We start from the raw sequence: 26,679 nt of genomic DNA on the forward strand, positions 1-26,679 counted from the left end.
CCGAGCAGGGCCCCTTCGCGGACCTGTACCCCCGACCGGATTCGAACCGGCGCTACCGCCTTGAGAGGGCGGCGTGCTAGGCCGCTACACAACGGGGGCGTGACCGTCCGGGCCGCCGAGGCGGGGCCTCGGGCCGAACGACCTGCGGAACTCTAGCGATCCCCGTCCTGAGCGGCCAAATCGGGGCCCTCCGGAGCGGTTCTCGCGAGAACTCGCTGGTCTACTAGGACTCGAACCTAGACTAACTGGACCAGAACCAGTCGTGCTGCCAATTACACCATAGACCACTGCATCACTGCTGTTCGATCCCCGTCCCAACGGCTCCGGGAACCGACCAGGAACCTTACACGGGCCGCCGCGGCGGTTCCAAAACGGTCGGCGCCGTCACCGTCGAGAGCCCCCCGGCGGCGGGCCACCAGCAGCACCAGGCCGAGGTAGGCCAGCGACTGCGTGAGCGTCACCGGGATGCTCCACCAGGTGCCCTCGGGCGTCACCAGCGCATCCCGGATGTCGCCGAAGGCTAGCACCAGCCCGAAGAAGCCCCAGTTGTTGAGGACGTGCATCGCGACCGCGGCCTCCAGGCCACCGGTCACGAGCGCGAGCACGCCGGCGACGACGCCGAACGCGAACCGGTCGAAGAACACCGGCAGGTCCTGCGACCCGTGGGCGACCGCGAAGAGCAGGGCCGGTACGGCGACCGCGACCGCCGGCGCGGCGCGCCCCCGCGCAGCACGCCGCCGAGCGACTGCATCAGGTAGCCGCGGAACGCGTACTCCTCCCCCCGCCGCCTGTAGCGGGATCAGCGTGACGACGAGCACCGCGAACGCGACGACCTGCCCCGTGGCCACGTCGCCCGCCCCCTCGATCGGCGTGCCGCCGGTCTCGGGGAGCGCCAGCGACAGCGCGACGGCAGCGACCAGCGCGACGAGCGCGAGCCCGGCGCAGGTCAGCAGCCAGGCCCAGCGCACGCGCCCGGCCACGGACACCAGCCACCGGCCCGGGACCTCGTGGGCGAGACGGGTCACCACGATCGTCACCGGCACCGCAGCCGCCAGGCTGAGGCAGACCAGGGCCAGCCCGGGCGGCGTCAGCGGGTCGACCCGCGCCTCGCCCCAGGGCTCGCCGAGCGCCAGGTAGCCGCCGCTGAGCACGACCGGGACGACCAGCACCATCGCCAGGCCGAGGGCGAGCGTCCCGAGCCCGGAGCGGAGGACGCCGGTGCGGCCCAGCCGGTGCAGCTCGTCGTAGCGCAGGCCGGCCGCGCCGCGGTCAGCCGAGGGCACGCTGCAGGCGCCCCAGGCTGCGTTCGCGCCCGAGCAGCTCCATCGACTCGAACAGCGGCGGCGAGACCCGCTTCCCCGTGACGGCGACCCGCACGGGGCCGAACGCGTGCCGGGGCTTGAGCCCGAGACCGTCGACCAGCGCCTCCTGCAGCGCCGACTGGATGGCGTCGGTCGACCAGGGGTGCAGGTCCCGGAGGGCGTCGTACGCCGCCTGCACGACCTGCCGGCCGTCGTCGCCCAGCAGCTTCTCCCGCGTCGGCCGGGTCGACGGTGAAGTCGGCCTCGTCGGCGAACAGGAAGCCGAGCATGCCGGGCGCCTCGGTGAGCTTGTTGATGCGCTCGGCGACCAGCGGCATCGCGAGCTCCAGCAGCTGCGCGTCGGCGTCGGACACCGGGTCCGACACCACGCCGGCCGCCTTGAGGAACGGGAGCACGCGGTGGGTCATGTCCTCCACGGAGAGCAGCCGCATCTGCGCCGCGTTGATCGCCTCCGCCTTCTTGAGGTCGAAGCGGGCGGGGTTGGGGTTGACGTCGCGGATGTCGAACGCGTCGACCATCTCGCTCATCGAGAACACGTCGCGGTCGGGCGCGATCGCCCAGCCGAGCAGCGCCAGGTATTGAGCAGTCCCTCGGGGAGGAAGCCGCCGTCGCGGTAGGCCAGGGCGTGCGCCTGCGGGTCGCGCTTGGAGAGCTTCTTGTTGCCCTCGCCCATGACGTAGGGCAGGTGGCCGAACCGCGGCGTCGCCTTCGCGACGCCCAGCTCCTTCAACGCCTCGTAGAGCGCGAGCTGGCGGGGCGTCGAGGAGAGCAGGTCCTCGCCCCGCAGCACGTGGGTGATCTCCATCAGCGCGTCGTCGACGGGGTTGACGAGCGTGTAGAGCGGCTCGCCGTTGGCCCGGCACAGCGCGTAGTCGGGCACGTGGGCGGTCTCGAACGTGATCTCGCCGCGGACCAGGTCGTCCCACCCGATCGCGCCGTCGGGCATCCGGAACCGGACGACCGGCCGCCGGCCCTCCGCCTCGAACGCGGCGACCTGCTCGGCGGTGAGCGACCGGCAGAAGCCGTCGTACCCCATCACCTTCGAGCCGCTGGCCTTGCGCCGCGCCTCGACCTCGTCGTTGGTGCAGTAGCAGTCGTAGGTGTACGACGTCGCGCGCAGCCGGTCGAGCACGTCGCGGTAGATGTCCGCGCGCTCGCTCTGGCGGTAGGGGCCGTGGGGGCCACCGACCTCGGGACCCTCGTCCCAGTCGAGGCCGAGCCACCGCATCAGGTCGATGATCGAGCGGTAGGACTCCTCGGTGTTGCGGGCGGCGTCGGTGTCCTCGATGCGGAAGACGAACGTGCCGCCGTGGTGGCGGGCGAACGCCCAGTTGTAGAGCGCGGTGCGGACCAGCCCCACGTGCGGGCTGCCGGTCGGCGAGGGCGCCATCCGCACCCGGACGGTCGGGCGGGTTGCGTCGGCTGCGTCGGTCACGTGATCACTCTCGGTCTCGGTTCGGCTGGTGGTGGATCGTCCGGCAGCGGCCCTAGCGCGCCACGACCGTGTTGGTGAGCGCACCGAGGCCCTCGATGGCGACCTCGACCTCGTCGCCGACCTCCATCGGGCCCACGCCGTCAGGCGTCCCCGTGAGGATGACGTCGCCGGGCAGCAGCGTCATCACGCTGGAGACGTGGGCGACCAGCGACGGCACGTCGAAGACCATGTCGGTCGTGCTGCCGTCCTGCTTGACGTCGCCGTTGAGGAACGTCTGGACGCGGCGTCCCTCGACGAAGTCGTGGGGGTCGAGGTCGGTCTCGATCCACGGCCCGAGGGGGCAGAAGGAGTCGAAGCCCTTGGCCCTGGTGAACTGGCCGTCGGAGCGCTGCAGGTCGCGGGCGGTCACGTCGTTGGCGATGGTGTAGCCGAAGATCACGTCGGTCGCCTGCTCCGGCGGGACGTCGCGGCAGATCCGGCCGATCACCACCGCCAGCTCCCCCTCGAAGTGGAGGTCGCTGGTCTGCGGCGGGTAGTGGACCGGGTCGCCGGGGCCGACCACGCTGGTGTTGGGCTTGATGAACATCAGCGGCTCCGACGGGACCTCGCTGCCCATCTCGGCGGCGTGGGCCCGGTAGTTGCGGCCGATGCCGACGACCTTGCTGCGCGGCAGCACCGGCGCCAGCAGCCGCACGTCGGCCAGCCGGTGCTCCTGCTCGAGCAGCTTGAGCCCGACGTACATGGGGTCTCCGGCGAGGGTCACGACCACCGCGTCGTCGGCCGGCTGGCCGAACTCGTCGAGGTCGCCGGTGACGACGCCGTACGACGGCTCGTCGCCGGTCGTGAATCTCGCGATGCGCACCCGCCGAGCCTATCCGCCTACGCTGTCGGCTCGTGACGGTGCGGTCCGGACCAGCTCGGCTCTCGGTGCTCGACGCCGCGACCTGGCGCGAGCGCGCTGCCGCGCACGCCGCGCGCGTCGACCGCTACACCGCCCCGCACCTCGCCCGGCGGGAGGCGAAGGTGAAGCACCCGGTCTTCGACTTCCTGTTCACCTACTACTCCCACCGACCGGCGCAGCTGCGCCGGTGGCACCCGGGGTACGGCGTCGCGCTCGCCGGCGCGACGGAGCACCTCGGGCTGAAGGGATACGAGGACGTCGGTGGCTCCGCGGGTCCGGTCGCGTCGGTGTCCGCGGCCCACGTCGCCTCCCAGCGGCCGCTCCTCACCGCGCTGCACCGGCTGCTGGTCGCGACCGCGGGCCGAGCGCCGCACTTCGGGTGCTTCGGGCTGCACGAGTGGGCGATGGTCTACCGGCTGTCCGAGGACGGCACGCGGCACGCCGACTGGCCGCTGCGCCTCGGCACCGCGGGCACCGACGCCGTCGTCGAGGGCCACCGGATCGCCTGCTCGCACTTCGACGCCTACCGGTTCTTCACCGGTCCCGCGCGGCCGCTCAACACGCTCTCCCCGGCCGGGACGACCGGCCGGCGTTCGAGCAGCCCGCCTGCCTCCACGCCGGCATGGACCTCTACAAGCACGCCTTCCGGCTCTCGCCGATGGTCCCGTCCGAGCTGGTCGCCGACGCGTTCGAGCTCGCCTGGGACATCCGCGTCCTCGACATGCGCGCGGCGCCGTACGACCTGGCCGACCTCGGCTTCGACCCGGTCGCGATCGAGACCCCGGAGGGCAAGGCGCAGTACGTCGCCGCCCAACGCCGGTTCGCGGAACGGGCGGCCCCGATCCGGCTACGCCTGGTCGAGGAGTGCGAGCGGCTGCTCGCCGTCCACGAAACGGAACGTGGTTCGACAGCGTGAACTGGGACCGATAGCCTCCGGCCGGCTGTGGCGCGGGTCACAGCCGGTGACCCGAGGAGCCTGCCGTGCCGCTTCCGTCCTTCGTCCGCCCCGTCACGCTGTTGGTGGTCGGCACCGCGCTCGCCGTCCTCGCCCCGGCCCTCGCCCTCGTGCCCGGGGTGGCGCCACCGGTCGCGGCCGCGGCGGAGGCGGCACCGCTCCACGGGCTGCGCGGCGAGTACTTCGCGATGTCGGAGCCGGGGGCGCGCGACTTCGCCCAGCTCGGCGGGGTGCGGCTGGACCCCGACCTGGACCTCCCCGACCTGACCGAGCGCTTCGCCGAGCTGACCGGGCGCACCGAGCACACCACGGCGCGGTGGACCGGCCAACTCGAGGCCCCGGCCACGGGTGACTACACGTTCCACGTCAGCGCCGACAACGGGTTCCGGCTCTTCGTCGCCGGCCAGAGGCGGATCGACCACTGGCAGCCCGACTGGGACAACGAGCAGCACAGCGCCGCGGTCCACCTCGTCGCCGGCGAGCCGGTCGCCTTCCGCCTCGAGCTGTTCCAGGACTTCGGCGGCGCCAACGTCCACGTCCGCTGGTCGAGCGCCGGCATGCCCAAGCAACCCGTCCCCGGCTCCGCGTTCACCCCGCCGGGCTCGGTGCAGGAGTTCCCCGTCGACCTCACGGTCAGCGCGGACGGGACGACCCTCGCCGCCGACTTCGAGCAGTCCGTCACCGCCCTCGGCAGCGTCGCCGGCCACGTGCGCGTCGAGACCGCCGCGGCCACGCCCGTGGCGGTCGAGGAGGTCGCCACCGACCCCGCCGACAGCTCGCGCCTGCTGCTGACCCTCGCCCGCCCGGTGCTCGAGGGACAGCGGGTGACCTTCGTCTACGACGGCTCCGGGGGCCTGAGCGTCGGCGGCGCCGCCGTTCCGGAGGTCATGCGAGCCGCCGTCAACGGCTCGACGGTCGCGCCGGTCAGCGCCTGCACCGGACAGGCGGAGGACGACGGGTTCGTCCCCGTGCTCCAGCTCGACGTCCCGGTGCTGGCGGCGTGGCGCGGCGCGAGCGCGCCGTACACCTTCGACGACACGGCCGCGATCGGCTCCGACTTCGACCGCGTCGGCTACTGCGTGGAGACCACGACCGGCGGCCAGTCGCAGTGGGTGTGGGCGGCGATGGAGCCGTTCGCCGACCACGCGGCCGACCTGGGCATCCCCCACCCGGCCCGGCACGCTGGTCAGGCAGCGGGTCGACGACCTGACGGTCGCCTCCAACGTCCCGCGGGTCCGCACCGGCACCGACCTCACCGGCTACCTCGAGATGTGGCCCAACACCTACGAGCCGCCGGGCGCGCGCCAGGTCGCCGGCGCGTCCGACACGGCGTTCGACGCCGACGACCGGCCCGCGACCGCGCGGTACGGCAGTTTCCAGGTCCACTCGGTCGGTGACCGGCCCCAGTCGTCGACGCCGCCGTCCACGGTGTTCGCGATCAACCGGTTCGCCGACGAGCCGCAGACGCCGCTCGACCTGGGCATCGGTCCCCAGCCGGGCGGGGGAGCCCGACTGGACGTTCGCGCAGAACGCCGGCAGCTACGACGAGCGGGTGCTCACCGTCTACGCCCGCCCCCGTCGGTGGAGCTGACGGCAGCGCCCGACGACCGCCGCCTCTACCCCCGCGACGCCGCCGACGGCGCGACCGTGCCCGTCGCCGGCACCGTGACCGACCCCGCGGTCGACGCGGTGCGGCTGACCGTGACGTCGACGTCCGGGTCGGTCGTCGAGGAGCAGGCGGGACCTGCGTTCTCGTTCGCGCCGCGGATCGAGGCAGGCCTCCACTCCTACGACCTCAGGCTCGAGGTGCTCGACGGTGACGAGGCCCGCACGGTCGGGCACTGGACCGACGTGGTCTCCGGCGACGCCTACCTGGTGCAGGGGCAGTCGAACGCCCAGGCGGCGCCGCTGACCAGCCACGGCTCGACCGTCGCCGAGTCGCCGTTCATCCGGTCCTACGGCACCAACCACTTCGACGCCGGCATCTCCGGCGCCGACCGCGCCTGGAGCTTCGGAGGCGGTGACCTCCACTACGACTCCGGCGCGGTCGGCCAGTGGCCGCTCCAGATGGCCAACGACCTGATCCGCACCGAGCAGGTGCCGATCGCCGTCGTCAACGGCGCCCACGGCGGGCAGCCGATCGCGTTCTTCCAGCGCGACGACGCCGACCCCGGCGACATCGCCACCAACTACGGGCGGACCCTGCAGCGGCTGGACGCCGCCGGGCTCACCGACGACCTGTCCGGCGTGCTGTGGTATCAGGGCGAGGCCGACGAGGAGAACGCGGCGGTGCACGTCGATGGCTTCCGCGCGCTGCTCGCCGACTGGCGCGACGACCTGGGCGGCGCGCGCGGCGAGGACCCGCCGTACTACGTGTTCCAGGTCCGCACGACCGGCTGCGGCAGCGTCGCCGGCGTGGCCCTGCGCGAGGCGCAGCGCCGGCTCGGGCACACTGACGACGTGACGGTCCTGTCGACGACGGCGACCCCCGGCCACGACGGCTGCCACTTCTCGTGGCCCGGCTACCGCGTCCTCGGCAACCAGGTGGCCGACACGCTGCGGCGCGACCTGTTCGGCGGCCCGAGCGAGGGTGTCGCCGCCCCCGACCCGGTGTCGGCGCGCTTCACCCCGGGCCACGACACCGTCGTGGTGCAGCTCGCCTCGACCGACGAGCTCACCGTCGACCCCGGCGTCGCCGCCGACTTCCGCCTGGTCGGCTCGACGGCCACGGTCACCGACGTCGCGTACGCCGACGGCGGCCGGCTCGAGGTCACCCTCTCGCGTCCCGCACCCGAGGCGACCGGCCTCTCCTACCACGGCCGGATCGGCGACGGGCCCTTCATCACGACGTCGCGGGACGTCGGCCTGCTGGCGTTCGGCTCGCTCCCGATCGCGGCGCCGACGTCGATCACCGCCACGTCGGTCCGGGTCGCCTACGGGAAGGCCGCCACCGTCTCCGTCGAGGCCACCCCCGGCATCGGCCTCCGGCCGGGTCGAGGTGCTCGCGGGTGGGACCGTGCTCGGCTCCGGCGACCTGGCGGCCGGCACGGCGTCGATCGCCCTGCCCGCGAGGTCGCTGAAGCCCGGCCGGCACCGGCTGACGGTCCGCTACGCCGGCGACGCCGGGCACGCCGCCGCCGACGCCGAGGTCACCGCGGTGGTCGCGAAGGCGCGCTCGCGGATCGCGGCGAAGGCCCCGCGGAAGGTGGCTCCGGGGGCCCGCCCCCGGCTGGTCGTCAGGGTCGCGGCGCCCGCGGGCGTCCCGGTCGCGGGCCGGGTCGTCGTCCGGGTGGGCGGGAAGGTGCTCTCCCGGGTGGTGCGCGGCGGCAAGGTGACGCTGCGGCTGCCGCGCGTCCGACGGACCGTGACCGCCCGGGTCCGGTACGCCGGGGAGCGCGCTGACGACGCCGGCGGCGACCAAGGTCACCGTCCGGGTGCGCCGGCGGTGACCCGGGTCCCGGTCCCGGCGGGTGCCGGGGCCGGGGGCGCCGTCGGCGCCGGGGCGGCCGGACGGGTGAGGTTTCCCCGGTCGACCGGGGAAACCTCAACTTGTCGGGCGAAATATTGCCCGACAAGTGGAGGTTTTGCCCGTCACGTCCATCCCGATCCGGCCAGGCCTGTCGTGAACCGGGATCGTCAGATCGAGTTCGTGTCGCGCCAGCCGCGCTCGAAGGGGAGCCGCCAGGCGAACGGCGCGATCAGCTGGTGGATCTGGTTGGGCCCCCAGCTGCCCTGGGGGTAGCGGCGCACGATCGGCGGGTTCTCCAGCAGCGGCGCCGAGACCTCCCACAGCCGCTCGATGCCCTCGGCATCGGTGAACAGCGTGCGGTCGCCGCGGGCGGCGTCGTAGATCAGCCGCTCGTAGGCCTCGAGCACCGAGCCGGCCCAGCCGGTGTCCTGCATGGCGAACTGCATCGAGAGCTTGTCGAGCTTCATGCCGGGGCCGGGCCGCTTGCCGTAGAACGACAACGACATCCGGGCCTCGTCGGCGAGGTCGAACGTGAGGTGGTCGGGACCGTGGTCGCCGACGCCGGAGTGCTTGGGGAACATCGACCGCGGCGGCTCCTTGAACGCGATCGAGATGATCCGCGCGCCCTCGGCCATCCGCTTGCCGGTGCGGAGGTAGAACGGCACACCCGCCCACCGCCAGTTGTCGACGTAGCACTTGAGGGCGATGAACGTCTCGGTCTCCGACTCCGGCGCGACGCCTTCGATCCGGCGGTAGCCGTCGTACTGGCCGCGCACCACGTTGGACGGGTCGATCGGGAGCATCGACCGGAACACCTTGTTCTTCTCGTCGTTGATGGCCTCCGGCGAGAGCGACGTGGGCGGCTCCATCGCGGTGAACGCGAGCACCTGGAACAGGTGGGTGACCACCATGTCGCGGTAGGCGCCGGTGGACTCGTAGAACTGGGCCCGCTGCTCGAGACCGAGCGCCTCGGGAACGTCGATCTGGATGTGGTCGATGTTGTTGCGGTGCCAGATCGGCTCGAACAGCCCGTTGGCGAACCGGAACGCGAGGATGTTCTGCGCGGCCTCCTTCCCGAGGAAGTGGTCGATCCGGTAGATCTGCGACTCCTCGAAGACCCGGTGCAGCTTGCCGTTGAGCTCCTGGGCACTGCGGAGGTCGACGCCGAACGGCTTCTCCATCACGATCCGGCTGCCCTCGGCGAGGTCGGCCTCCTCCAGCGTCTTCACCACCGCCAGCGCGGCCTTCGGCGGGACGCTGAGGTAGTGCAGCCGCACCTTGTCGCCGTCCCAGCTGGCCTCCGCCTTGTCGACCGCGGCGCGGAGCCCGGCCGCGCCCTCGCTGCCCGGCGCCCAGTGGAGGCGCTTGGAGAACTCCGGCCACGCCGCCATGTCACCGTCGTCGCCGGAGAACTCCTTGACCGCCTCGAGCGCCAGCTGCACGAAGGACTCGGTGGTGTGCTCGTCGAGCGAGGTCCCGACGACCTGGAGGTCGGGCAGCAGGCCGGTCTCGAACAGGTGGAGGAGCCCCGGGAGCAGCTTGCGCCGCGCGAGGTCGCCGGTGGCGCCGAACAGGACCACCGTCACCGGGTGCTGCGTCGAAAGTGCCATGTCGTCCACAGTGCCTCCCACCTGTTACGACGACAATAACCAGCAGGAACAGGCGCAACCCGGGGCCGAGGGCGGTGCGGCGCCGAGGCGGTCAGCCGACCGTGACGGCCAGCCGTGCGGAGAGTCCGTCGAGGAGCACGGCGAGCCCGGTCGCGAAGTCCTCGTCCGGGTCGCCGGCGTGCGCGAGGACGAAGTGGAGCAGGAGCCGGGCGCCGAGCCGGGCCAGCCGGTCGTCCGCACCCGCCCGCCGCAGCGCCGCCTCCATCCGCCGCTCCGGCTCCTGCGCGCCGGTGCCGAGGGCGTGCACGGTCGCAATCAGCCGCCCGGCGTCGCGCCGGGCCACCATCGCGTCGCGGAGCTCGACGCACACGAGCCGGAGCTCGGCCTCCCACGTGACCACCTCGGTGGCGCGCCGACCGCGGGCCAGGATCTCGTCGGCGACGGCGGCGAGGAGGGCGGACTTGTCGGCGAAGTGGTGGTAGAGCGCGGCCGGCTGGACGCCCAGCTCGGCCGCCAGCCTCCGCATCGACAGCGCCTCGAGCCCGGTCCGGTCCAGCAACCCGATCGCCCGGTCGACGACGTCGGCCCTCCGGTAGCGCACCTGACCCCCTCGCATTGACGGCTCCGCCCCCGAACCCTAACCTGAACGCCGTTCACCTGACCACTGTTCAGTTTCGAGGCCGCCATGGACCGCCGCTCCCCCACCACCGACGTCGCCCTCGTCGCCGGGTTCGCCGCGCTGATCGCCGTCTGCGCGATCCTCCCGGACATCAAGACCGGCGTCGGCGTGCCCTACTCGCTGCAGACCTTCGGCGTCCTGCTGACCGGCGCCGTGCTGGGCCCGGTGCGCGGCTTCCTCGCCGTGGTCCTCTACCTGGTGGCCGGACTGGTGCTGCCGATCTACTCCGGCGGCGCCTCGGGCGTCGCCCACTACACGGGTCTCACGGCCGGCTACCTGGTCGCGTTCCCGCTCGCCGCGGCGCTCTGCGGGTACCTCGTCCACCGCAACCCGCGCCGGGCGACCGACTTCACGCTCGTGTTCACCGCCGGGCTGCTGAGCAGCGTCGTGTTCGTGCACACGCTGGGGCCGCTCAACCTCGCCTGGCGCGCCGACATGAGCATCCGCGACGCGTTCATCACCGACACGGCGTACTTCCCCGGCGACATCCTCAAGAACGTCGTGATGGCGCTGGTCGCCACCGCGGTCCACCGCGCGTTCCCCGACCTGGTGAACCGGCGCACCACTGCGCCCTCGGCGCGGGAGGCGCAGCCGGCCGACGCCACGTGAGCCGGATCGAGCTCGACCGGGTCGTGGTGCGGGCCGCCACGCCGGGCGGCCCGCAGCCCGAGGTCACCGTCCTGCGCGAGACCAGCCTGGTGCTCACCGAGCAGCGGGTCGCGCTCGTCGGACCGAACGGCTCGGGGAAGTCGACGCTCGCCCGGCTGGTCAACGGGCTGGTCGAGCCCACGGGCGGGCGGGTGCTGCTCGACGGCACCGACGTCGCGCGGCACGGCCGGGAGGTCCGCCGCCGGGTCGGGTTCATCTTCACCGACCCCACCGCACAGGTGGTGATGCCGACGGTCGCCGAGGACGTCGCCCTGTCGCTGCGCCACCACGTCAAGGGGCGCGAGGAGCGGCGCCGGGCGGCGGAGGCGGTGCTGGCGTCGTACGGCCTCTCCGACCTGGCCGACCGCAGCGTCCACACGCTGTCGGGCGGGCAGCGCCAGCTGCTCGCGATCGCCGGCGTGCTCGCGACCGACCCGGACGTCGTGGTGGCCGACGAGCCGACCACCCTGCTCGACCTCGCCAACAGCCGGCGGATCGCCGACCTCCTGCTCGGCCTCGACCAGCAGCTCGTGCTCGCGACGCACGACCTCGACCTCGCACTGCGCTGCGACCGGGTGCTGCTCGTCGACGACGGTGCGGTCGTGGCCGACGGCGACCCGGTGTCGGTGGTCGACCACTACCGGGCCACCGCGCACTGAGGGGCCGGTCGTGACCTCCAGCCCGCTCGGCGACTACCAGCCCGGGTCGACGGTGCTGCACCGGCTCCCCGTGGGCGCGAAGCTGCTCGGCCTGGTCGCGGTCAGCGTCGTCGCCGTGGCCTACCGCGGCGTCCCGAGCACGACCGGCGCGATCCTGCTCGCGGTGCTGCTCTGCGGGGTGGCGCGGGTGCGGCTCGCCCACGCGGTGCGCGCGCTGCGGCGGCTGCTCGTCGCGATGGCGCTGCTGGCGGCCTACCAGGTGTGGCAGCGCGGGGCCGAGCACGCGTTCGTCGTGGTCGGCGCCCTCGCGGCGCTGGTGCTCCTCGCGACCGTCTTCACGACCACCACGTCGGTGGAGCGGATGATCGACGCGATCACCCGCTGGTTGCAGCCGTTCCGGCGGTTCGGGGTGCGACCCGACCTGGTCGCCCTCGCCTTCTCGCTGATGATCCGCGGCATCCCGCTCACCCTGCAGGTCGCCGCGGAGACCCGCGACGCGGCGCGGGCCCGGGGCCTCGAGCGCAACCCGCGGGCCTACCTCACGCCGCTGGTGATCAGGGTCGTCGCCCACGCCCGCGCCACCGGCGACGCCCTCCACGCCCGCGGGATCGGTGACGACTGATCACCACACCGGCGGGTGCCGGTCGCGCCACGGAGCCGCCGCCTCGACCTGCGCGGCGACGGAGAGCAGCAGCTCCTCCTCCGCCGGTCGGGCGGCGAGCATCACCCCGACCGGGAGGCCGTCCGGCGTCTGGTGCAGGGGCAGCGAGACCGCGGGCATGCCGGTGACGTTCCACGCCGAGGTGTAGGGGGTGAACATCATCTGCGCCGCGAAGTCCGCGGCCGGGTCGGCGTCGTCGCGGATCGCACCGACCGGCAGCGGCGGCTGGGCCAGTGTCGGGGTGAGCACCAGGTCGTACGGCGCCAGCGCGACCAGGGCGTCGGCGGCGTACCGCCGCAGGGCGCCGATCGCGAGGCCGAAGGCGGGTCCGCTGACCGCCTCCCCGCGCTCGGCGAGCCACCGCGTGAGCGGCCGCAGCAGCTCCCGCTGCTCCGGGGCCAGCGGCGTGACGGACAGCGCGGTCAGCACCGACCAGCAGGTCTCGAAGACCGGCACCGCGTCCGGCGGCAGCGGCACGGGGACGTCCTCGACCGCGTGCCCGAGCCCGGCGAGCAGCCGCGACGCCTCGTCGTAGGCCACGCGGACCTCGGGGTGCACCTCGGCGTCGGCGATCACCGGCTGCACGAACCGGCCCACGCGGAGCCGTCCCGGATCGCGGCGGGTCGCCTCGAGGAAGGTGCCGCTCGGCTCGGGCGCCCAGGACGGGTCACCGGCCCGCCGGCCGGCGAGCACGTCGAGGAGGGCGGCGGCGTCGGCGACGGTGCGCGCGATGCTGCCGGACGTGGCCAGCCCGACCGGGTCGCCGTACATCGGGAAGCCGCTGATCCGGCCCCGGGTGGGCTTGAGGCCGACCAGGCCGCAGCACGACGCCGGGATCCGGATCGACCCCCCGCCGTCGGAACCGGGCGCGACGGGCAGCAGGCCGGCCGCGACCGCGGCGGCGGCGCCGCCGGAGGAGCCGCCCGCCATCCGGGTCGTGTCCCACGGCGTGACGGCCGGCGGCCGCCCCTCCGGCTCGGTGTAGCAGGGCGAGCCGAACTCCGGCGTGCTGGTCTTGCCGAGGCTGACCATCCCGGCGGCCTCGATCGCGAGCGTGACCGCGTCGGACACGGTCGGGACGTGGTCGGCGAACACCGGAGACCCGAAGCGGGTCGGCACGCCGGCGGTGAGGTTGAGGTCCTTGATCGCCGTCGGGACGCCCGCCAGGGGCGACGCGCCCTCCCCGACCGGTCCGATGGCCGCCACCTCGCGCGCCCGGCGCCGGGCGCCGTCGCCGTCCAGGTGCACGAACGCGCCGCCCACGAGCTCGGGGTCGAGGCGGGCGGCGCGTTCGAGGTAGTGGTCGGTCAGCTCGGCCGGGTCGACCTCGCCCTTCCGGACGAGGTCGCCCTGCTCGAGGGCCGCCAGGTCGTGCAGGTCGGTCACGACCCGACGGTATCGGGCGGCTCGGCTCAGGCGGCCGTCACGTCGGCCTGGTACTCGACCAGCTTGGCGACCGCGTCGCGGAGCTTGGCGTGCACCGCAGGGTCGGTGAGCACGTCGACGTCGACCGCCGACTGGGAGACGGTCACGTCCTCCACGACGACCGCCCCGGCGATCCGGGCGGAGCGGGCGGCGTCGGCGTGCGCCCACTGGCCGCCGTACGGCGTCGGGGTGGCGCCGACGACGCCGAACGGCTTGCCCACCAGGGCACCGGCGCCGTAGGGCCGCGACAGCCAGTCGATGGCGTTGTTGAGGACGGCGGGCATCGTGCCGTTGTACTCCGGGGTCACGGCCAGCACCCGGTCGGCGGCGGCCACGTGCTCGCGGAAGGACGCCGCGACCGCCGGCACCTCCGGCCCGTCGATGTCCTCGTTGTAGAACGGCAGCCGGTCGAGGCCGTCGACGATGTCGACGACCACCCCCGGAGGCGCCTCGTCGCGCAGGAGCTCGGCGAGGCGGCGGTTGACGGAGTCGGCGCGGAGGCTGCCCACGAGGACGGCCACTCGGGTGCTGGTGCTGTTGGTCATGGCGGGCGAAACGGACCGCGGTCCGCTTCTATTCCCGCGCCGCCGGCCCGCCTCCTCCTCGTAGGGTGATCACCGCCATGCCGACCTCCCTGCCGTTCGTCGACGCTCCGCCCCCGGAGCGCCGCGACGCCGCGCGCAACCGTGAGGCGCTGCTCGAGGCCGCGGTGGAGCTGGTACGCAGCCAGGGCGTGCGGGCGGTGACGATGGAGGCGGTGGCCGCCCGGGCCGGGGTCGGGAAGGGCACCGTCTTCCGCCGGTTCGGGAGCCGTGAGGGACTGATGGCCGCCGTGCTCGACCGCTCCGAGACCGAGTGGCAGGCCGCGATCATCGGCGGGCGGCCACCTCTCGGCCCCGGCGCGCCCCCGCTCGAGCGGCTGCTCGCCTTCGGGAAGTCCCGCCTGCTCCTCAACATCACCCACGCCGAGCTGATCGACGCCGCCGGCAACCCGGTGCCGCCGAGCCTCGAGGCGCTGTCGTTCAACACCATGCACGTGCGGTACCTGCTGTCCGAGCTGGGCGTCACCGGCGACCTGCCCTACCTCGCCTCCGCCCTGGTCGCACCGCTCGACATGGTGGTGCTGGGCCGCCGGGGCGCCCGCGCGGACGTGCCGGTCGACCGACTGGACGCCGGGTGGGCCGACCTCGTCCACCGGGTCACCGGCACGACCTGAGCCGGTCGGCCCCGGTCACTCCACCCGTCACTCCACGTGGTGGCGCACCAGGCCGTAGGTGAAGCCGTCGACGAGTGCCTCCCACGACGCCTCGATCACGTTGGCGCCGACGCCGACAGTGACCCACGCGGACTCCCCGTCGGTCGTCTCGATGAGCACCCGCGTGATGGCGTCGGTGCCGTGCCCCTGGTCGAGGATCCGCACCTTGAAGTCGATCAGCTCGAACTTCGCGATCTCGGGGTAGGCCTGGACGATCGCCGAGCGCAGCGCCTGGTCGAGCGCGTTGACCGGTCCGTTGCCCTCGCCGGTCACCACGTAGCGCACGTCCGCCGCGCGCAGCTTCACCGTCGCCTCGGAGACCGCCTCCTCCCCCGGCCGGGAGTGGGTGAGCGTCTCGGTGATGACCCGCCACGACTCCACCTCGAAGTACGACGGGCGCCGCCCCTCGGCCTCCTCGAGGAGCAGCAGCTCGAAGGACGCGTCCGCCGCCTCGAACGTGTAGCCGCGCGACTCCAGCTCCTTCACCCGGTTGGTGACGCGGGTGACCACCTCGGGGTCCTGCGACAGGTCGAAGCCGAGCTCCCTGCCCTTCAGCTCGATCGACGCCCGGCCGGCCATCTCCGACACGAGCAGCCGCATGGTCGTTGCCCACCCCGGCGGGGTCCATGTGCTGGTAGAGGTCGGGGTCGACCTTGATCGCGCTCGCGTGCAGGCCGGCCTTGTGCGCGAACGCCGACACGCCGACGTACGGCTGTCGCGACGCGGGCGGCACGTTGGTGACCTCCGCGACCGCGTGCGCGATCCGGGTCGCCTCCGTCAGCAGGCCCGGCGGGAGCACCTGCCGGTCGAGCTTGAGCTCGAGGTTGGCGACGACGTTGACCAGGTCGGCGTTGCCCGTGCGCTCGCCGTAGCCGTTGATGCAGCCCTGGACGTGGGTCGCCCCTGCCTCGACCGCCGCCATCGTGTTGGCGACCGCGCACCCGGTGTCGTTGTGGCAGTGGATCCCGACCCTGACCTGCGTCGTCGCCAGCACGTCGTCGACCACGTCGCCGACCCAGGGCGGGAGCATGCCGCCGTTGGTGTCGCAGAGCGCGACCACCTCCGCACCGGCCTCGTACGCCGTCCGCAGCACCTCGAGCGCGTAGGCGCGGTCGAGGCGGTAACCGTCGAAGAAGTGCTCGGCGTCGAGGAACACCTGCTGCCCCTCCGCGCGCAGGTGGGGAGACCGTGTCGCGGATCATCGCGAGGTTCTCCTCGGGGGTGGTCCGCAGCGCCTTCTCCACGTGACCGACGTGGGACTTCGCGACCAGCGTGACGACCGGCGCCCCGCTGTCGCGCAGCGCCGCGACCAACGGGTCGTCGGCGGCGGTCAGCCCGGCGCGCCGGGTGGCGCCGAACGCGGCGAGCCGCGCGTGCTCGAGGTCGAGCTCCTGCGCCGCGCGGCGGAAGAACTCGGTGTCCTTGGGGTTGGCGCCCGGCCAGCCGCCCTCGATGTAGCCCACACCGAGACCGTCGAGCTGCCGGGCGATCGCCAGCTTGTCGGCGACGGAGAGGTTGAGGCCCTCCTGCTGCGCGCCGTCGCGCAGCGTCGTGTCGTAGACATGGAAGCTGCCATGCAGGTCGAGGGGGCAGGTCGAGGGGCAGGTCGAGTGTCCGGTCGCTTGCTGGCTGGTTCATCGGTCTGCGCTTTCGGGTCGGCCTGGTTCCGGGCAAAACAAAAGCCCCTCGTGCACGAGAGGCTGGCGCGTCTGCGGGGCGGGCAGACGCGCTAGGTAATGGAGATCACGTGCAGGGGCACGCGGTCAGTGTGCCACAGCGCTCCCCGCGCCGGTGACCGTTTCAGGAGGCCGAACGGCGGGCCCGACGCGGGCGCCCAGCCGACGCCCTGCGCGGCGACGACCAGCCCGCCTAGGGCGGCGGCCACGAGCAGCACGCCGCAGAGCGCGAGCGTCGTGCCCCAGCGTCGCGCCAGCGGGGTGCACGACCCGGGCCAGCGGCGAGCGGAACCTGCTGCCACCGGGGGCCGGACCACAGCGCGGCCCCGAGCGTCGTGCCGCCGGCGAAGAGGGTGGTCGCGGCGTCCATCGCCGCGGCGTAGCACAGCAGGGCCGCGGCGACCGCCAGCCCGCCGCTCCAGAGCACGAGCACCACCGTGCCGGTGACCGCTCGCAGCGCGTGCCACGGCGTCGACAGCGCGACCTGCGGGGCGTCGTACCACCGCGATCCGCGGAGCCCGCGCCGCTGGGCGCCCGCGGTGGCCGCGAGCGAGCCGGTGCGGAGCACCCACACGCCCAGCACGACCAGGACCGCAGCGACGTACGGCGCCACCGCCGTCGCCGCGCCGACGACGGCCGCACCGCAGGCGACGGCCGCACCCCGGCGGATCCGCTCCCCCGGCCGTCGGCCGGGGCGGCGGCGGTGCGAGGTGCTGCTCGTCCCACTCCTGCTCCCACCGGGCCGCAGGGTGATGCGGGTCCGGTGGTGCCGGGAAGCCGTGGTGGCCGGGGCCCACGGTCGGCGCGGCGGGCGCCGGCGGTGGCGGAACCGGGGGCGGCAGGTCGGCCGGAGCCGCCGGCGGCTCCACCCGGGTCGGCAGCACGAGGGTCGGTGGCGTGCCCCGCACCTCGACCGGCAGGTCGTCGGCCAGCGGCGCGGCGGTGGCCGAGGCGGCGAGCGCCAGCGGCAGCGTGAAGTCGTCCTCCTCCGCGGGCCGCTCGACCGGGGGCGGCACGGCCGGCGCCGACGGCTGCGTGCTGAGCGGCCGCAGCCAGGCCAGGACCTCGGTCAGCGAGGGCCGCGCCAGGGGGTCGGGGTCGAGCGCCGCGTCGAGCACGTCGGCCAGCGGCCCCTCGATGCCGGTGAGGTCGTGCTCGCCGCGGCGGGCACGGTCCATGATCGCCATCGCCGGGCCGCGGCCGTAGGGAGGCCGCCCGGTGCCGCCGTAGGCGACCGTCGCCGCCCACGCGTGGACGTCGGCGGCGGCGGTGGCGTCGTCGCCGTAGAGGATCTCGGGCGCGAGGTAGCCGGGCGTGCCCATCAGCCACCCGGTCTGGGTGAGCCGCGGGTCGTCGGCCAGCCGCGCCAGGCCGAAGTCGATGAGGATCGGCGTGCGGCCCTCCATCAGCACGTTCGACGGCTTCACGTCGCGGTGGAGGACGCCGGCTGTGTGGACGGCGGCGATGCCCTCGGCGAGGCAGCCGGCCAGCCACAGCAGGTCGACCCCCTCGACCGGACCCTCCTCGACGACGTGGTCGTGCAGCGAGAACCCGGGCACGTAGCGGGTCACGACGTAGGGCACCGGGGCCCACGGGTCCGCGTCGAGGATCTCGGCCACCCACGGGCTGCGGACCCGGCCGAGCGAGCTGACCTCGCGCGCCAGCCGCGCCCGCGCCTCGTCGTCGCCGACGACGTGCGGCCGCAGCACCTTGAGGGCGACCCGGCGCCCGTCGGCGCCGCGGGCGAGGTGGACGATGCCCATGCCGCCCTCGCCGAGGCGGGTCAGCACCTCGTAGTCGCCCACCCGGGCGGGCTCGGCGTGCGGCTGGCTCGTCACAGGCAGAGGCTACCGGGGCCGCGCCTCCAGCTGGGCCACCAACCGCCTCGGCGCGACGAGCCGGTACGACGCGTCCACCAGCTCGGCGACCTCGTCCCAGTCCACGCCGGGCGCGGCCAGGTCGACCGCCCGGGCGCCGTACGGGCCGTAGTAGGCCGGCACGAAGAACCGCGGGTCCTCGTCGAGGGCGGGGAGGTCGACCGGGTCGGGGGTGAAGATCAGGGGCGCTCGGCACCTGCCGGTGCTCCCCGGGCCGCAGCTTCTCCGAGCCGCCGAACGCCGCGAAGATCTTGCCGGCGCGGAACGTCGGGCGACCGTGCGAGACCCGCTCCTCGGCGCCCGGGTAGGCCAGGCAGATCCGCCGGAGCTCCGCCAGCCCGGGGTCGTCGTCGCGGAACATCACCGGGTGCGCCACAGCGACCTCAGCAGATCCGGCGCATCCAGCCGAACGTGTCCTCCGCCCGGCCGAACTGCACGTCGACCAGCGCCTGCCGGATCTTCGTCGTCAGCTCGGTGCTCGCCGGCGCGGGCACCTCGCCGCCCTGCCACTTGAGCGAGCCGACCGGGGTGACGACCGCCGCGGTGCCGCAGGCGAAGATCTCGGTGATCCGGCCGCTGGTGACGCCGTCGCGCCACTCGTCGATCCCGAACTTCCGCTCGGTGACCTGGTGGCCCATCTTGCCGGCGAGCTCGATGATGCTCGAGCGGGTGATGCCCTCGAGGATGGTGCCCGTCTCGGGGGTGACGATCGAGCCGTCGTCGAACACGAAGTACATGTTCATGCCGCCCAGCTCCTCGACGTACCGGCCCTCCTGGGCGTCGAGGAAGACGACCTGGTCGCAGCCCTCCGCCATCGCCTCCTGCTGCGCGACCAGCGAGCTGGCGTAGTTGCCGCCGGTCTTGGCCGCGCCCATGCCGCCGCGGGCGGCGCGGGTGTACTCCTCGGTGAGCCACAGCGTCACCGGCTTCACGCCGCCCTTGAAGTAGGCGCCGGCCGGGCTGCAGATCACCATGAACGTCACGTGCTGCGCGGGCCGGACCCCGAGGAACGCCTCGGAGGCGAACATGAACGGCCGGATGTAGAGGCTCTTCTCGCCCTCGCCGGTGTTGTCGGGCACCCAGCGCCGGTCGACCTCGACGAGGGTGTGCACGGCCTGGACGAAGTCGTCGGTGTCGAGCACGGGCAGCGCGAGCCGGTGGCTCGAGCGCACCATCCGGGCGGCGTTGGCCTCGGGCCGGAACGACCAGATGGAGCCGTCGGCGTGCCGGTAGGCCTTCATCCCCTCGAACGTCTCCTGCGCGTAGTGCAGGACCGCGGTGGCGGGGTCGAGGGTGAGCGGGCCGTAGGGCGTGATCCGGGCGTCGTGCCACCCGGCGTCGGGCGTCCACTCGGCGGTGAGCATGTGGTCGGTGAAGTGGACGCCGAAGCCGGGGTTGGCGAGGATCTCGGCCAGCCGCGCGTCGTCGACGAGCGACGTCGAGAGCTCGGTGCTGATCTGCATGTCGGACAAAGTAGTCGAACTTCCTAGTAGTTCGGGAGGGAGGGGTCGTGCGGTCCCGCGCCTCCGCGGGCCGACTACCCGGCTACGCGCGCCGCGATCGCGTCGCCCACCTCGGGCGTCGACCGCCGCTCCCCCGGCTGCCGTGCGGCCAGGTCGGCGACCACCGCGTCCTCGACCCGGGCGGCCGCCTCGGGGTGACCGAGGTGGTCGAGCAGGAGTGCACCGCTGAGGATGGCCGCGGTGGGGTCGGCGACCAGCTGCCCGGCGATGTCGGGGGCCGACCCGTGCACGGGCTCGAACATCGAGGGAGCCGTCCGGTCGGGGTTGACGTTGCCGGAGGCCGCCAGGCCGATGCCGCCGGTGATCGCGGCGGCGAGGTCGGTGATGATGTCGCCGAAGAGGTTGTCGGTGACGATCACGTCGAACCGCCGCGGGTCGGTGGCCAGGTAGATCATGACCGCGTCGATGTGGCAGTAGTCGGTGGTCACGTCCGGGAACTCGCGCGCGACCTCCTCGAACAGCCGCCACCAGAGCGACCCGGCGTTGACCAGCACGTTGGTCTTGTGCACCAGCGTGAGCCGCTTGCGCGGGCGCCGCTGGGCGCGGGCGAACGCGTCGCGGACCACGCGCTCGACGCCGTACGCCGTGTTGACCGACACCTCGGTGGCGACCTCGGCCGGGGTGCCCGTCCGCAGCGCCCCGCCGTTGCCCGTGTAGGGACCCTCGGTGCCCTCGCGCACCACGACGAAGTCGACATCGCCGCGGCCGAGCACGGCGTCGCTCAGCGGCGAGGTGGCGCCCGGGAAGATCCGCGACGGCCGGAGGTTGACGTAGTGGTCGAGCTCGAAGCGCAGCCGCAGCAGCAGTCCCCCGCTCGAGGATGCCCGGCGGCAGGTTCGGGTCGTTGGGCTTGCCGCCCACGGCGCCGAGCAGGATCGCGTCGTGCTGCCGCACCTCGGCGAGCACCGCGTCGGGCAGCACCTCGCCGGTCGCCAGGTAGCGCTCGGCGCCGAGGTCGTAGCGCGTCTGCTCGAACTTCACGCCGGCCGGCGCGGCCGCCTCGAGCACCTTGAGCGCCTCGGTCGTCACCTCGGGCCCGATGCCGTCACCGGGGATGACCGCGAGCGCCACGCTCCCCTCGGCAGGGGTGCTGGACGCGGCGCGGGAGGCCGGGGTGGACGCGGGGGTGGGGGCGGAGGTCATGGGCGCAGACGTTAGTTGTCGTCCGGGCGCGAGGCGTCGTCGTCTCGCAGGGCAGTCCCCCCGTTGAACGCGGCCTGGAGGGCGTCGGTCGTCCGGCGGTGCAGGGGGTGCTCCGGGTCGTGCTTGGCCGGGCCCCAGTCGGGATACAGGTCGTACATGGTGGTCTCGCCTTCGGTGCAGGGCTTCTCAGGATGGGAATCCGATGGGAAATGGTGAGAAGCCCATGCAGGCGAGGGGATGCGCCGCTCCACCGCGGCGAGGTGGCCTCTCTCAGGCCTCGCCGCGGCGCTCGATTACTACGAGGACGGTCCGCATGGTGCTGCCATCGTACGACGCCGGGCCGGCCGTGTCAGGCGGATTCCACCGCGTGTTCGGGATTCGAGACCCGCGTACCAGGATGAAAGACTCGCCGCATGAGCGCACCCCCCGAGCTCCCCGACGTCGTGAGCCGCGCCTTCGACGTGTCGCGGCGCGCCGGCTACGTCTCGTTCTGCCGCAACGAGACCGGCCGCCTGCTGGCGGCGCTGGCGGCGACCCGGGCCGGCACGATGGCCGAGTTCGGCACCGGGTGCGGGGTGGGCACGGCCTGGCTGCGCTCCGGCGTCCGCGGCACCGAGGCCCGGATCCTCACCGCCGAGCTCGACCCCCGGCTGGCGTCGGCCGCGGCCGAGATCTTCACCGACGACCCGCTCGTGGAGGTGCTCGAGGCGGACTGGTCGACCCTGATGGACAAGGGCCCCTACTCGCTGCTGTTCCTCGACTCCGGCGAGCCGGGCGCGGTCACTGTCGACAAGCTCGCCGACCTGGTCGAGCCGGGCGGCCTCGTCGTCCTCGACGACTTCTACCCGTGCGAGCAGTGGCCGCCCATCACCGCCGGCCGGGTCGACTCCCTGCGCGAGGAGTGGCTGACCGACGAGCGGTTCACCGCCGTCGAGGTGATGGTCGCCCCCGACTCCTCCGTCGTCCTCGCCACCCGCCGCTGAGGTCGAGTAGGCACTTTCTCACCGTCGAGTGGGCACTTCCTCACCGTCGAGTGGGCACCCGACCCCCCACTCGACCTGGAGGAACTCCCCCACTCGACCTGGAGAAACTCCCTACTCGACGTTGAGGAAGTCCCTGCTCAACGGGTCTCGTCGGGCTGGGCCTTGCGGATGACGATGCGGGTCCAGGCGCCGAGGTAGAGGCGGTCGTCGGGCGCGATCTCCTGCTTCTCCCCCGCCGGTACCGGCGTCACCGGCAGCGGGCCGATCGCGGAGCCGACGTAGGTGCCGTTGGAGGAGCCGAGGTCCTCCACCCACCAGCGGGTTCCGTCGCTGGTGAGCTGGCAGTGCCGGCGGCTGATGCCGGTGTCGGTCGTCAGGTCGATGTCGGGGTGGATGTTGCGGCTGCGCGAGGTGCGGCCGACGAGGACCGAGCTCCGCTCCAGCGGCACGACGACCGGGACGCCCGCCGACGGCAGCGGGTCGGCGCTGTCCTGCTCGGCGTACCAGTCCGGGTCGATCCAGACCTCGGCGACCCAGCGGGTGGCCAGCGTCGGCGCGACCGGGTCGGCCGGAGCGCCGGAGCCGGCGGCAGCGGGGGACGCGGCCGACTGGGGCGCGGGTGCGCCCCCGGCTCCGGGCGGCGGCACCGGCGCGTCGAGGTCGAGCGCGGACGGCTCGACCGGCCGCGGCGCCTGCCCGGTGGTGAAGTCGTAGCCGCACGCCTCGCAGAACAGCGCGTCCGGCGGGTTGCTCGCCGAGCAGTTGGGGGCAGGTGGCCTGCGACCCACCAGCTGCCGGTACGTCGGCCGGAGCCGGCTCCGCCGGCGGTGGGTCGGCCGGCGGTGCGTCGGCCGCCCCGGCCTGCGGGATCGGCAGCCCGCAGAGGTCGCAGTAGTCGTCGGCGGTCGAGTCGTGGCCGGCGGGGCAGGTGGGCACGGTCAGCTCCCGGGAGCGGGGTCCTTGCGGACCCGGGTGGTCTTGGTGGACGCGGTGTCGAGCGCCATCTCGTCGGCCTTGTCGACCGTCCGCTTGAGCCGCACGGTGCCGTCGGCCTCGCTCTCGACGTCGACCACCTTGCGCAGCTTGGTCGTCGCCTCGCCGTTGCCGGTCTGGGCGGCCAGCTGGACGGCGCGGCCGAGCTTGGTGGTCGCGGTCGCCTCGTCGCCGGCGGCCTTGGCGGCCAGGCCCTCCTGGATCATCGCCGCCAGCTCGGTCTGGCCGGTGTAGTGGGCCACCTGCTGGTCGATCCGGGCGGTGAGCTCGGAGTTGCCGGACCAGGTGGCCTTGACCAGCCCCTGGGTGACGACGTCGTCGCCGATCGCGAGCTGCACGCGGGCGGCGAGCTGCTCCTGCCCGATCGCCTTGGCGGCGACGCGCACCGCGACGTGGTAGTCGCGCGACTCGTCGGCCCAGGCGCCGGTCGGGTAGTCGCCGGTCAGCGGGTTGACCGCCGTACGGCGGTCGGTCAGGTCCTCCAGCGTCGGCGCGACCTGCCGGACGAACAGCACCTGCGCCCCCTGCGGGGTCCACACCCGCAGCTTGGCGTCGGCGACACCGCGCGCCATCGCCGTGCGCATGATCTCCTGGAACTGCTGCCGCATCTGGTCCGGCCGCGGGATGATGTCGACGGTGCCGAGCAGCGCCTGCGCGATCCGCCGGATCTCGGCGACCTGCCAGTCGGTGCCGGCGCCACGGCAGTCGCACTGGTAGTAGCCGGTCGCGCGGTTGATCGCCGCGTCCAGCTGCCCGGGGCGCTCCCGGTTCTCGCCGTCGGTGAGCAGCAGCGCGTGGCGCTGGGTGACCTGCGGCACCGACGCGAAGACCTGGCCGGCGAGGTCGAGCCAGGTCGAGATCGCCGTGCCGCCGCTGCCGACGAACCGGTTGATGGCGGCCGAGGCCTCGGTGCGGGTGGTGGTGTCCATCCGGACCATCGCCGGCCCGCTGGACACCATCGGGTAGGCGAGCATCGCCCGGTCGGCACCGGCGACGACGGCGAACCAGGTGCCGTCGACGATCTCGGCGAGGGCCGCCTGGGCGGCGTCCTTGGCGGCCGCCATCGTCGCGGGCCCCATCGACCCGGAGGTGTCGACGATGATGATCTCGCCGGCGTCGCCGGACCCGCCCTGGCCCGCCGTACCGGCGCCCGCGCAGGTGATCGTGACGATCGCGTTGACGTCGGTGCCGCCGTCGGGCAGGAACTCGTTCTGGTAGACGGCGGTGGTGAACTCAGCCATCGGTCACCCTTCCTCTCCTGCGGTCGCTGCCGGGGTAGCGGCATTGTGCCCGGGCCCCTCGACCCGGGCGAGGGCGGCGGTGATGTTGTCGTGGCCGCCGGCGGCGTTGGCGAACCCGACGAGCCGGAGCGCCAGCTCGGCCGGGTCGGTGGTGCCCGCGGCGCGCACCTGCTCCTGCAGGGCCTCGGGCGTCGACGCGTAGTTCCAGAGGCCGTCGGAGCACGCGAGCAGCCAGCCCGGGCCGGTCACCTCGACGATGCCGACAGCGGGCGTGGGGTCCTCGGAGTCGCGGCCGAGCCAGCGGGTGATCGCGTGGGCCGCCCGGCCCTGCTCCGCGACCTCCTTGGCCACGCCGGCGGCGATCTGCGCCTGCGCCATCGAGTCGTCGACGGTCAGCTGCACCCCGGGGCCGTCGTCGGGCAGCCAGTAGCACCGCGAGTCGCCGAGGTTGGCGTGGTGGACCAGCGTGCCCTCGAGCACGGCGACGGTGAACGTCGCCGACGCCGGGTTGGGCGAGTCGGGGTCGGTGGTGGCGACGATCGCCGCCTGGGCAGCGGCGGTGGCGTCGGTGAGCACCTTCCGCACGGCGGCCTCGCGGCTGCCCGGCGTGCCCATCCCGGCCGGCAGCGGCATCCGGAGCACCTCCCGCGCGGCCCGCGCCCCGTTGAGCGAGGCGACGTCGGAGTCGACAGAGCTCGACACCCCGTCGAGCACCACCAGCACCGCGCGGGAACCCGGCTCGGCGCCGGCGAGGAGCGCCATCGCGTCCTCGTTGCGGCTCTTGCCGACCCCCTTGTCGCAGACGCCGGCGACCCACGAGGCGGGACGCTCCCGGAAGTGGTCGCGCTCGCTGGGGGCCTTCGCCCCGCACTGCGTGCAGTAGAGGTCGGGCCCCACCTCGCCGCCGCACGCGTCGCACGGGCGGCGGCCGGGGTCCGGGGGCGGGTCGGGCAGGGCACCGGCCGGGCGCCTCGTCGGGGCGCTGATCGGCGCCGCGTCCTCGACCGGCGGGGCTGCCGGTGACGCCGGCGCCGCCGGGGCCGTCGCGCCGGCCGCCGGCGCGGCCGCCCCCGCGCTCAGCGGCGTCCCGCAGGACTCGCAGAAGCGGGCGCCCGCGGCGACCGCCGCGCCGCACGAGGGACAGGTCGGCTCGGCGGGGGCGGTCACGTGAGGCTCCAGTTCCGGTAGGAGTTGGCGAGGTTGACGAGGTCGACCCGCGCCTCCAGGTCGCTGGTCTCGCGGGCGAGGGCGCGCAGTGCCTGCTCGAGGCCGTCGCGCACGGCGGTCTCGGTCGCCTCGTAGGAGCCGATCCGCTGACCGCCGCGGGGCGGGCTCGCCGTCACGAGCGGCAGCGCCTCCTCCAGGATGCGGACGACGTAGCGGTGGCGGGTGGCCATGTCGACCGACGCCCCCTGGATGGTGCGCATCGCCTGGTCGAGCACCTGCAGGTCACGGGTGCCGCCCTCGAGCAGCACGTCGACGCGCTGCTGGCGGCTCTGCGTGTAGCCCCGGCTGGTGGTCGGCACCAGGTCGAGGGCCTGCACCGCGGCGAGGGCGTCGCCCCGGGCGGAGCGGACCCGCGCCATGCCGAACGCCGCCGGGGCGACGTACGTCGCGTCCGTGACCGCACACGTCTGGTAGAGGCCCTCCGCGACGTCCGGCTGGCCGCCCCGCTCGCACGCGAACGCCAGTGCCAGCTTGGGCGCGAGCTCGCCCGGGACCTGCTGGTAGACGGCGTTGAACGCCGCCTGGGCGGTGCGCCAGTCCTCGCCCTGCACCGCGGCGAGGCCCTCCATCCAGAGCGCCCGCCACTCCCACGGGTCCTCGGCGAGCAGCTTGGCGGCGAAGCCGCGGGGCGCCCGCCGGGTCGCCGAGCTCCAGCGCCGCCCGGGAGCGGGCCAGCCACACCTCGGCGGAGTCCGCCGGTGCCGCGTCGAGCGCCCCGCAGCCGCAGGCCGGGGTCGTCGTCGCCGATCGTCGACAGCCAGCCGTGCTGGGGGTCGGTCGCGTCCTCGCGGAGCCGGGGCAGCTGCGACCACTCGGTGATCGGCCGGGCCGTCGCCGGCGGCTCGAACAGCACCGACGCGGCCGCCGTCTGCGCGACCCCGCCGCGCCCGCGGGCCACGACCTCGCGGAGCACGCCGAGCACCTGGTTGCGCAGCTCGTCGACCGAGGCGAACCGGTCGGCCGGGTCGGGCGCGCAGCACTTCGCGACCAGGTGGTA

Annotated in this window: 22 protein-coding genes, 2 tRNA genes and 3 pseudogenes; 8 read left to right on the forward strand and 19 right to left on the reverse strand. The window is 74.0% G+C overall.

Annotation, left to right across the window (positions count from 1 at the left end; all coding sequences use genetic code 11):
* Positions 1 to 26 precede the first annotated feature (26 nt).
* The 5 genes and pseudogenes from MF408_RS01745 to MF408_RS01765 all read right to left on the reverse strand — a co-directional run bounded on the left by MF408_RS01745 (position 27) and on the right by MF408_RS01765 (position 3,619).
* Positions 27 to 99, reverse strand: a tRNA-Glu gene (locus MF408_RS01745).
* Between the two features lie 116 nt (positions 100 to 215).
* Positions 216 to 287 (reverse strand) — tRNA-Gln (locus MF408_RS01750).
* Positions 273 to 1,283, reverse strand: coding sequence for a CPBP family intramembrane glutamic endopeptidase (locus MF408_RS01755; protein ID WP_240250022.1), 1,011 nt, complete (start codon positions 1,281 to 1,283; stop codon positions 273 to 275). Before MF408_RS01755 ends, MF408_RS01750 begins: the two co-directional genes overlap by 15 nt.
* A pseudogene (gltX, locus tag MF408_RS01760) lies at positions 1,270 to 2,757 on the reverse strand (glutamate--tRNA ligase). The gene MF408_RS01755 and the pseudogene gltX overlap by 14 nt, the downstream one beginning before the upstream one ends.
* A gap of 52 nt (positions 2,758 to 2,809) precedes the next feature.
* Positions 2,810 to 3,619, reverse strand: coding sequence for a fumarylacetoacetate hydrolase family protein (locus tag MF408_RS01765; protein ID WP_240250023.1), 810 nt, complete (start codon positions 3,617 to 3,619; stop codon positions 2,810 to 2,812).
* A gap of 661 nt (positions 3,620 to 4,280) precedes the next feature.
* On the opposite strand from MF408_RS01765, the gene MF408_RS01770 reads away from it, so the two are divergent.
* The 3 genes from MF408_RS01770 (at position 4,281) to MF408_RS01780 (ending at position 8,015) form a co-directional block, all read left to right on the forward strand.
* A complete protein-coding gene (locus MF408_RS01770; protein WP_240250024.1) occupies positions 4,281 to 4,574 on the forward strand; it encodes a hypothetical protein in 294 nt (97 codons plus the stop codon).
* Between the two features lie 65 nt (positions 4,575 to 4,639).
* Positions 4,640 to 6,010: a PA14 domain-containing protein gene (locus MF408_RS01775; RefSeq protein ID WP_240250025.1), complete on the forward strand. Its 1,371-nt coding sequence runs from the start codon at positions 4,640 to 4,642 to the stop codon at positions 6,008 to 6,010.
* 478 nt (positions 6,011 to 6,488) lie between these two features.
* Positions 6,489 to 8,015 (forward strand): sialate O-acetylesterase, encoded by a 1,527-nt coding sequence (locus MF408_RS01780; protein WP_240251583.1) that lies wholly within the window; start codon positions 6,489 to 6,491, stop codon positions 8,013 to 8,015.
* A gap of 234 nt (positions 8,016 to 8,249) precedes the next feature.
* Here the strand turns inward: MF408_RS01780 and zwf are convergent, their stop codons facing one another.
* Together zwf and MF408_RS01790 are read right to left on the reverse strand one after the other, a co-directional pair.
* A complete protein-coding gene (gene zwf / locus MF408_RS01785; protein WP_240250026.1) occupies positions 8,250 to 9,692 on the reverse strand; it encodes a glucose-6-phosphate dehydrogenase in 1,443 nt (480 codons plus the stop codon).
* Positions 9,693 to 9,783: 91 nt separating this feature from the next.
* Entirely contained in the window at positions 9,784 to 10,293 is a 510-nt protein-coding gene (locus tag MF408_RS01790; protein WP_240250027.1) for a TetR family transcriptional regulator, read from the reverse strand.
* Positions 10,294 to 10,377: 84 nt separating this feature from the next.
* Between MF408_RS01790 and MF408_RS01795 the strand changes: the two genes are divergently transcribed.
* The 3 genes from MF408_RS01795 to MF408_RS01805 are packed head-to-tail and all read left to right on the forward strand — an operon-like array spanning position 10,378 to position 12,300.
* Entirely contained in the window at positions 10,378 to 10,980 is a 603-nt protein-coding gene (locus MF408_RS01795) for a biotin transporter BioY (protein ID WP_240250028.1), read from the forward strand.
* A complete protein-coding gene (locus MF408_RS01800; protein WP_240250029.1) occupies positions 10,977 to 11,678 on the forward strand; it encodes an ABC transporter ATP-binding protein in 702 nt (233 codons plus the stop codon). Before MF408_RS01795 ends, MF408_RS01800 begins: the two co-directional genes overlap by 4 nt.
* Positions 11,679 to 11,688: 10 nt before the next feature.
* Positions 11,689 to 12,300, forward strand: coding sequence for a CbiQ family ECF transporter T component (locus MF408_RS01805; protein WP_240250030.1), 612 nt, complete (start codon positions 11,689 to 11,691; stop codon positions 12,298 to 12,300).
* On the opposite strand, the gene MF408_RS01810 is transcribed toward MF408_RS01805, so the two are convergent.
* Positions 12,301 to 13,725, reverse strand: a complete 1,425-nt coding sequence (locus tag MF408_RS01810; RefSeq protein ID WP_240250031.1) for an amidase — start codon at positions 13,723 to 13,725, stop codon at positions 12,301 to 12,303.
* 26 nt (positions 13,726 to 13,751) lie between these two features.
* Positions 13,752 to 14,309 carry an NAD(P)H-dependent oxidoreductase gene (locus MF408_RS01815; protein ID WP_240250032.1) on the reverse strand — a complete coding sequence of 186 codons (558 nt, stop codon included), beginning with the start codon at positions 14,307 to 14,309 and terminating at the stop codon, positions 13,752 to 13,754.
* 77 nt (positions 14,310 to 14,386) lie between these two features.
* Here MF408_RS01815 and MF408_RS01820 point away from each other — a divergent pair, with 77 nt between their 5' ends.
* Complete coding sequence (locus MF408_RS01820; protein WP_240250033.1) at positions 14,387 to 14,980, forward strand: TetR/AcrR family transcriptional regulator; 594 nt, start codon at positions 14,387 to 14,389, stop codon at positions 14,978 to 14,980.
* 27 nt (positions 14,981 to 15,007) lie between these two features.
* Here MF408_RS01820 and cimA read toward each other — a convergent pair.
* From cimA to MF408_RS01850, 6 genes and pseudogenes are all read right to left on the reverse strand, one after another.
* Positions 15,008 to 16,599: pseudogene (gene cimA / locus MF408_RS01825) on the reverse strand (citramalate synthase).
* Positions 16,600 to 16,748: 149 nt separating this feature from the next.
* Entirely contained in the window at positions 16,749 to 18,533 is a 1,785-nt protein-coding gene (locus MF408_RS01830; protein ID WP_240250034.1) for a serine/threonine-protein kinase, read from the reverse strand.
* Positions 18,534 to 18,542: 9 nt separating this feature from the next.
* Entirely contained in the window at positions 18,543 to 18,695 is a 153-nt protein-coding gene (locus tag MF408_RS01835) for a hypothetical protein (protein ID WP_240250035.1), read from the reverse strand.
* Positions 18,696 to 18,955: 260 nt separating this feature from the next.
* Complete coding sequence (locus MF408_RS01840) at positions 18,956 to 20,035, reverse strand: branched-chain amino acid aminotransferase (RefSeq protein WP_240250036.1); 1,080 nt, start codon at positions 20,033 to 20,035, stop codon at positions 18,956 to 18,958.
* Positions 20,036 to 20,109: 74 nt separating this feature from the next.
* Positions 20,110 to 21,166, reverse strand: a pseudogene (locus tag MF408_RS01845) (3-isopropylmalate dehydrogenase).
* 83 nt (positions 21,167 to 21,249) lie between these two features.
* Positions 21,250 to 21,396 (reverse strand): hypothetical protein, encoded by a 147-nt coding sequence (locus MF408_RS01850; RefSeq protein ID WP_240250037.1) that lies wholly within the window; start codon positions 21,394 to 21,396, stop codon positions 21,250 to 21,252.
* Positions 21,397 to 21,651: 255 nt separating this feature from the next.
* Here MF408_RS01850 and MF408_RS01855 point away from each other — a divergent pair, with 255 nt between their 5' ends.
* Positions 21,652 to 22,221: a class I SAM-dependent methyltransferase gene (locus MF408_RS01855; RefSeq protein ID WP_240250038.1), complete on the forward strand. Its 570-nt coding sequence runs from the start codon at positions 21,652 to 21,654 to the stop codon at positions 22,219 to 22,221.
* A gap of 137 nt (positions 22,222 to 22,358) precedes the next feature.
* Here the strand turns inward: MF408_RS01855 and MF408_RS01860 are convergent, their stop codons facing one another.
* The 4 genes from MF408_RS01860 to MF408_RS01875 form a co-directional block, all read right to left on the reverse strand.
* Positions 22,359 to 23,009: an FHA domain-containing protein gene (locus MF408_RS01860; protein WP_240250039.1), complete on the reverse strand. Its 651-nt coding sequence runs from the start codon at positions 23,007 to 23,009 to the stop codon at positions 22,359 to 22,361.
* Between the two features lie 150 nt (positions 23,010 to 23,159).
* Entirely contained in the window at positions 23,160 to 24,455 is a 1,296-nt protein-coding gene (locus MF408_RS01865) for a VWA domain-containing protein (protein WP_240250040.1), read from the reverse strand.
* Positions 24,456 to 24,458: 3 nt separating this feature from the next.
* Complete coding sequence (locus tag MF408_RS01870) at positions 24,459 to 25,622, reverse strand: protein phosphatase 2C domain-containing protein (RefSeq protein ID WP_240250041.1); 1,164 nt, start codon at positions 25,620 to 25,622, stop codon at positions 24,459 to 24,461.
* Positions 25,619 to 26,251, reverse strand: a complete 633-nt coding sequence (locus tag MF408_RS01875; RefSeq protein WP_240251584.1) for a tetratricopeptide repeat protein — start codon at positions 26,249 to 26,251, stop codon at positions 25,619 to 25,621. The genes MF408_RS01870 and MF408_RS01875 overlap by 4 nt, the downstream gene beginning before the upstream one ends.
* Between the last annotated feature and the right edge of the window lie 428 nt (positions 26,252 to 26,679).

It is taken from the genome of Nocardioides sp. TF02-7, assembly GCF_022437945.1.
In the GTDB taxonomy this organism is placed as follows: domain Bacteria; phylum Actinomycetota; class Actinomycetes; order Propionibacteriales; family Nocardioidaceae; genus Nocardioides.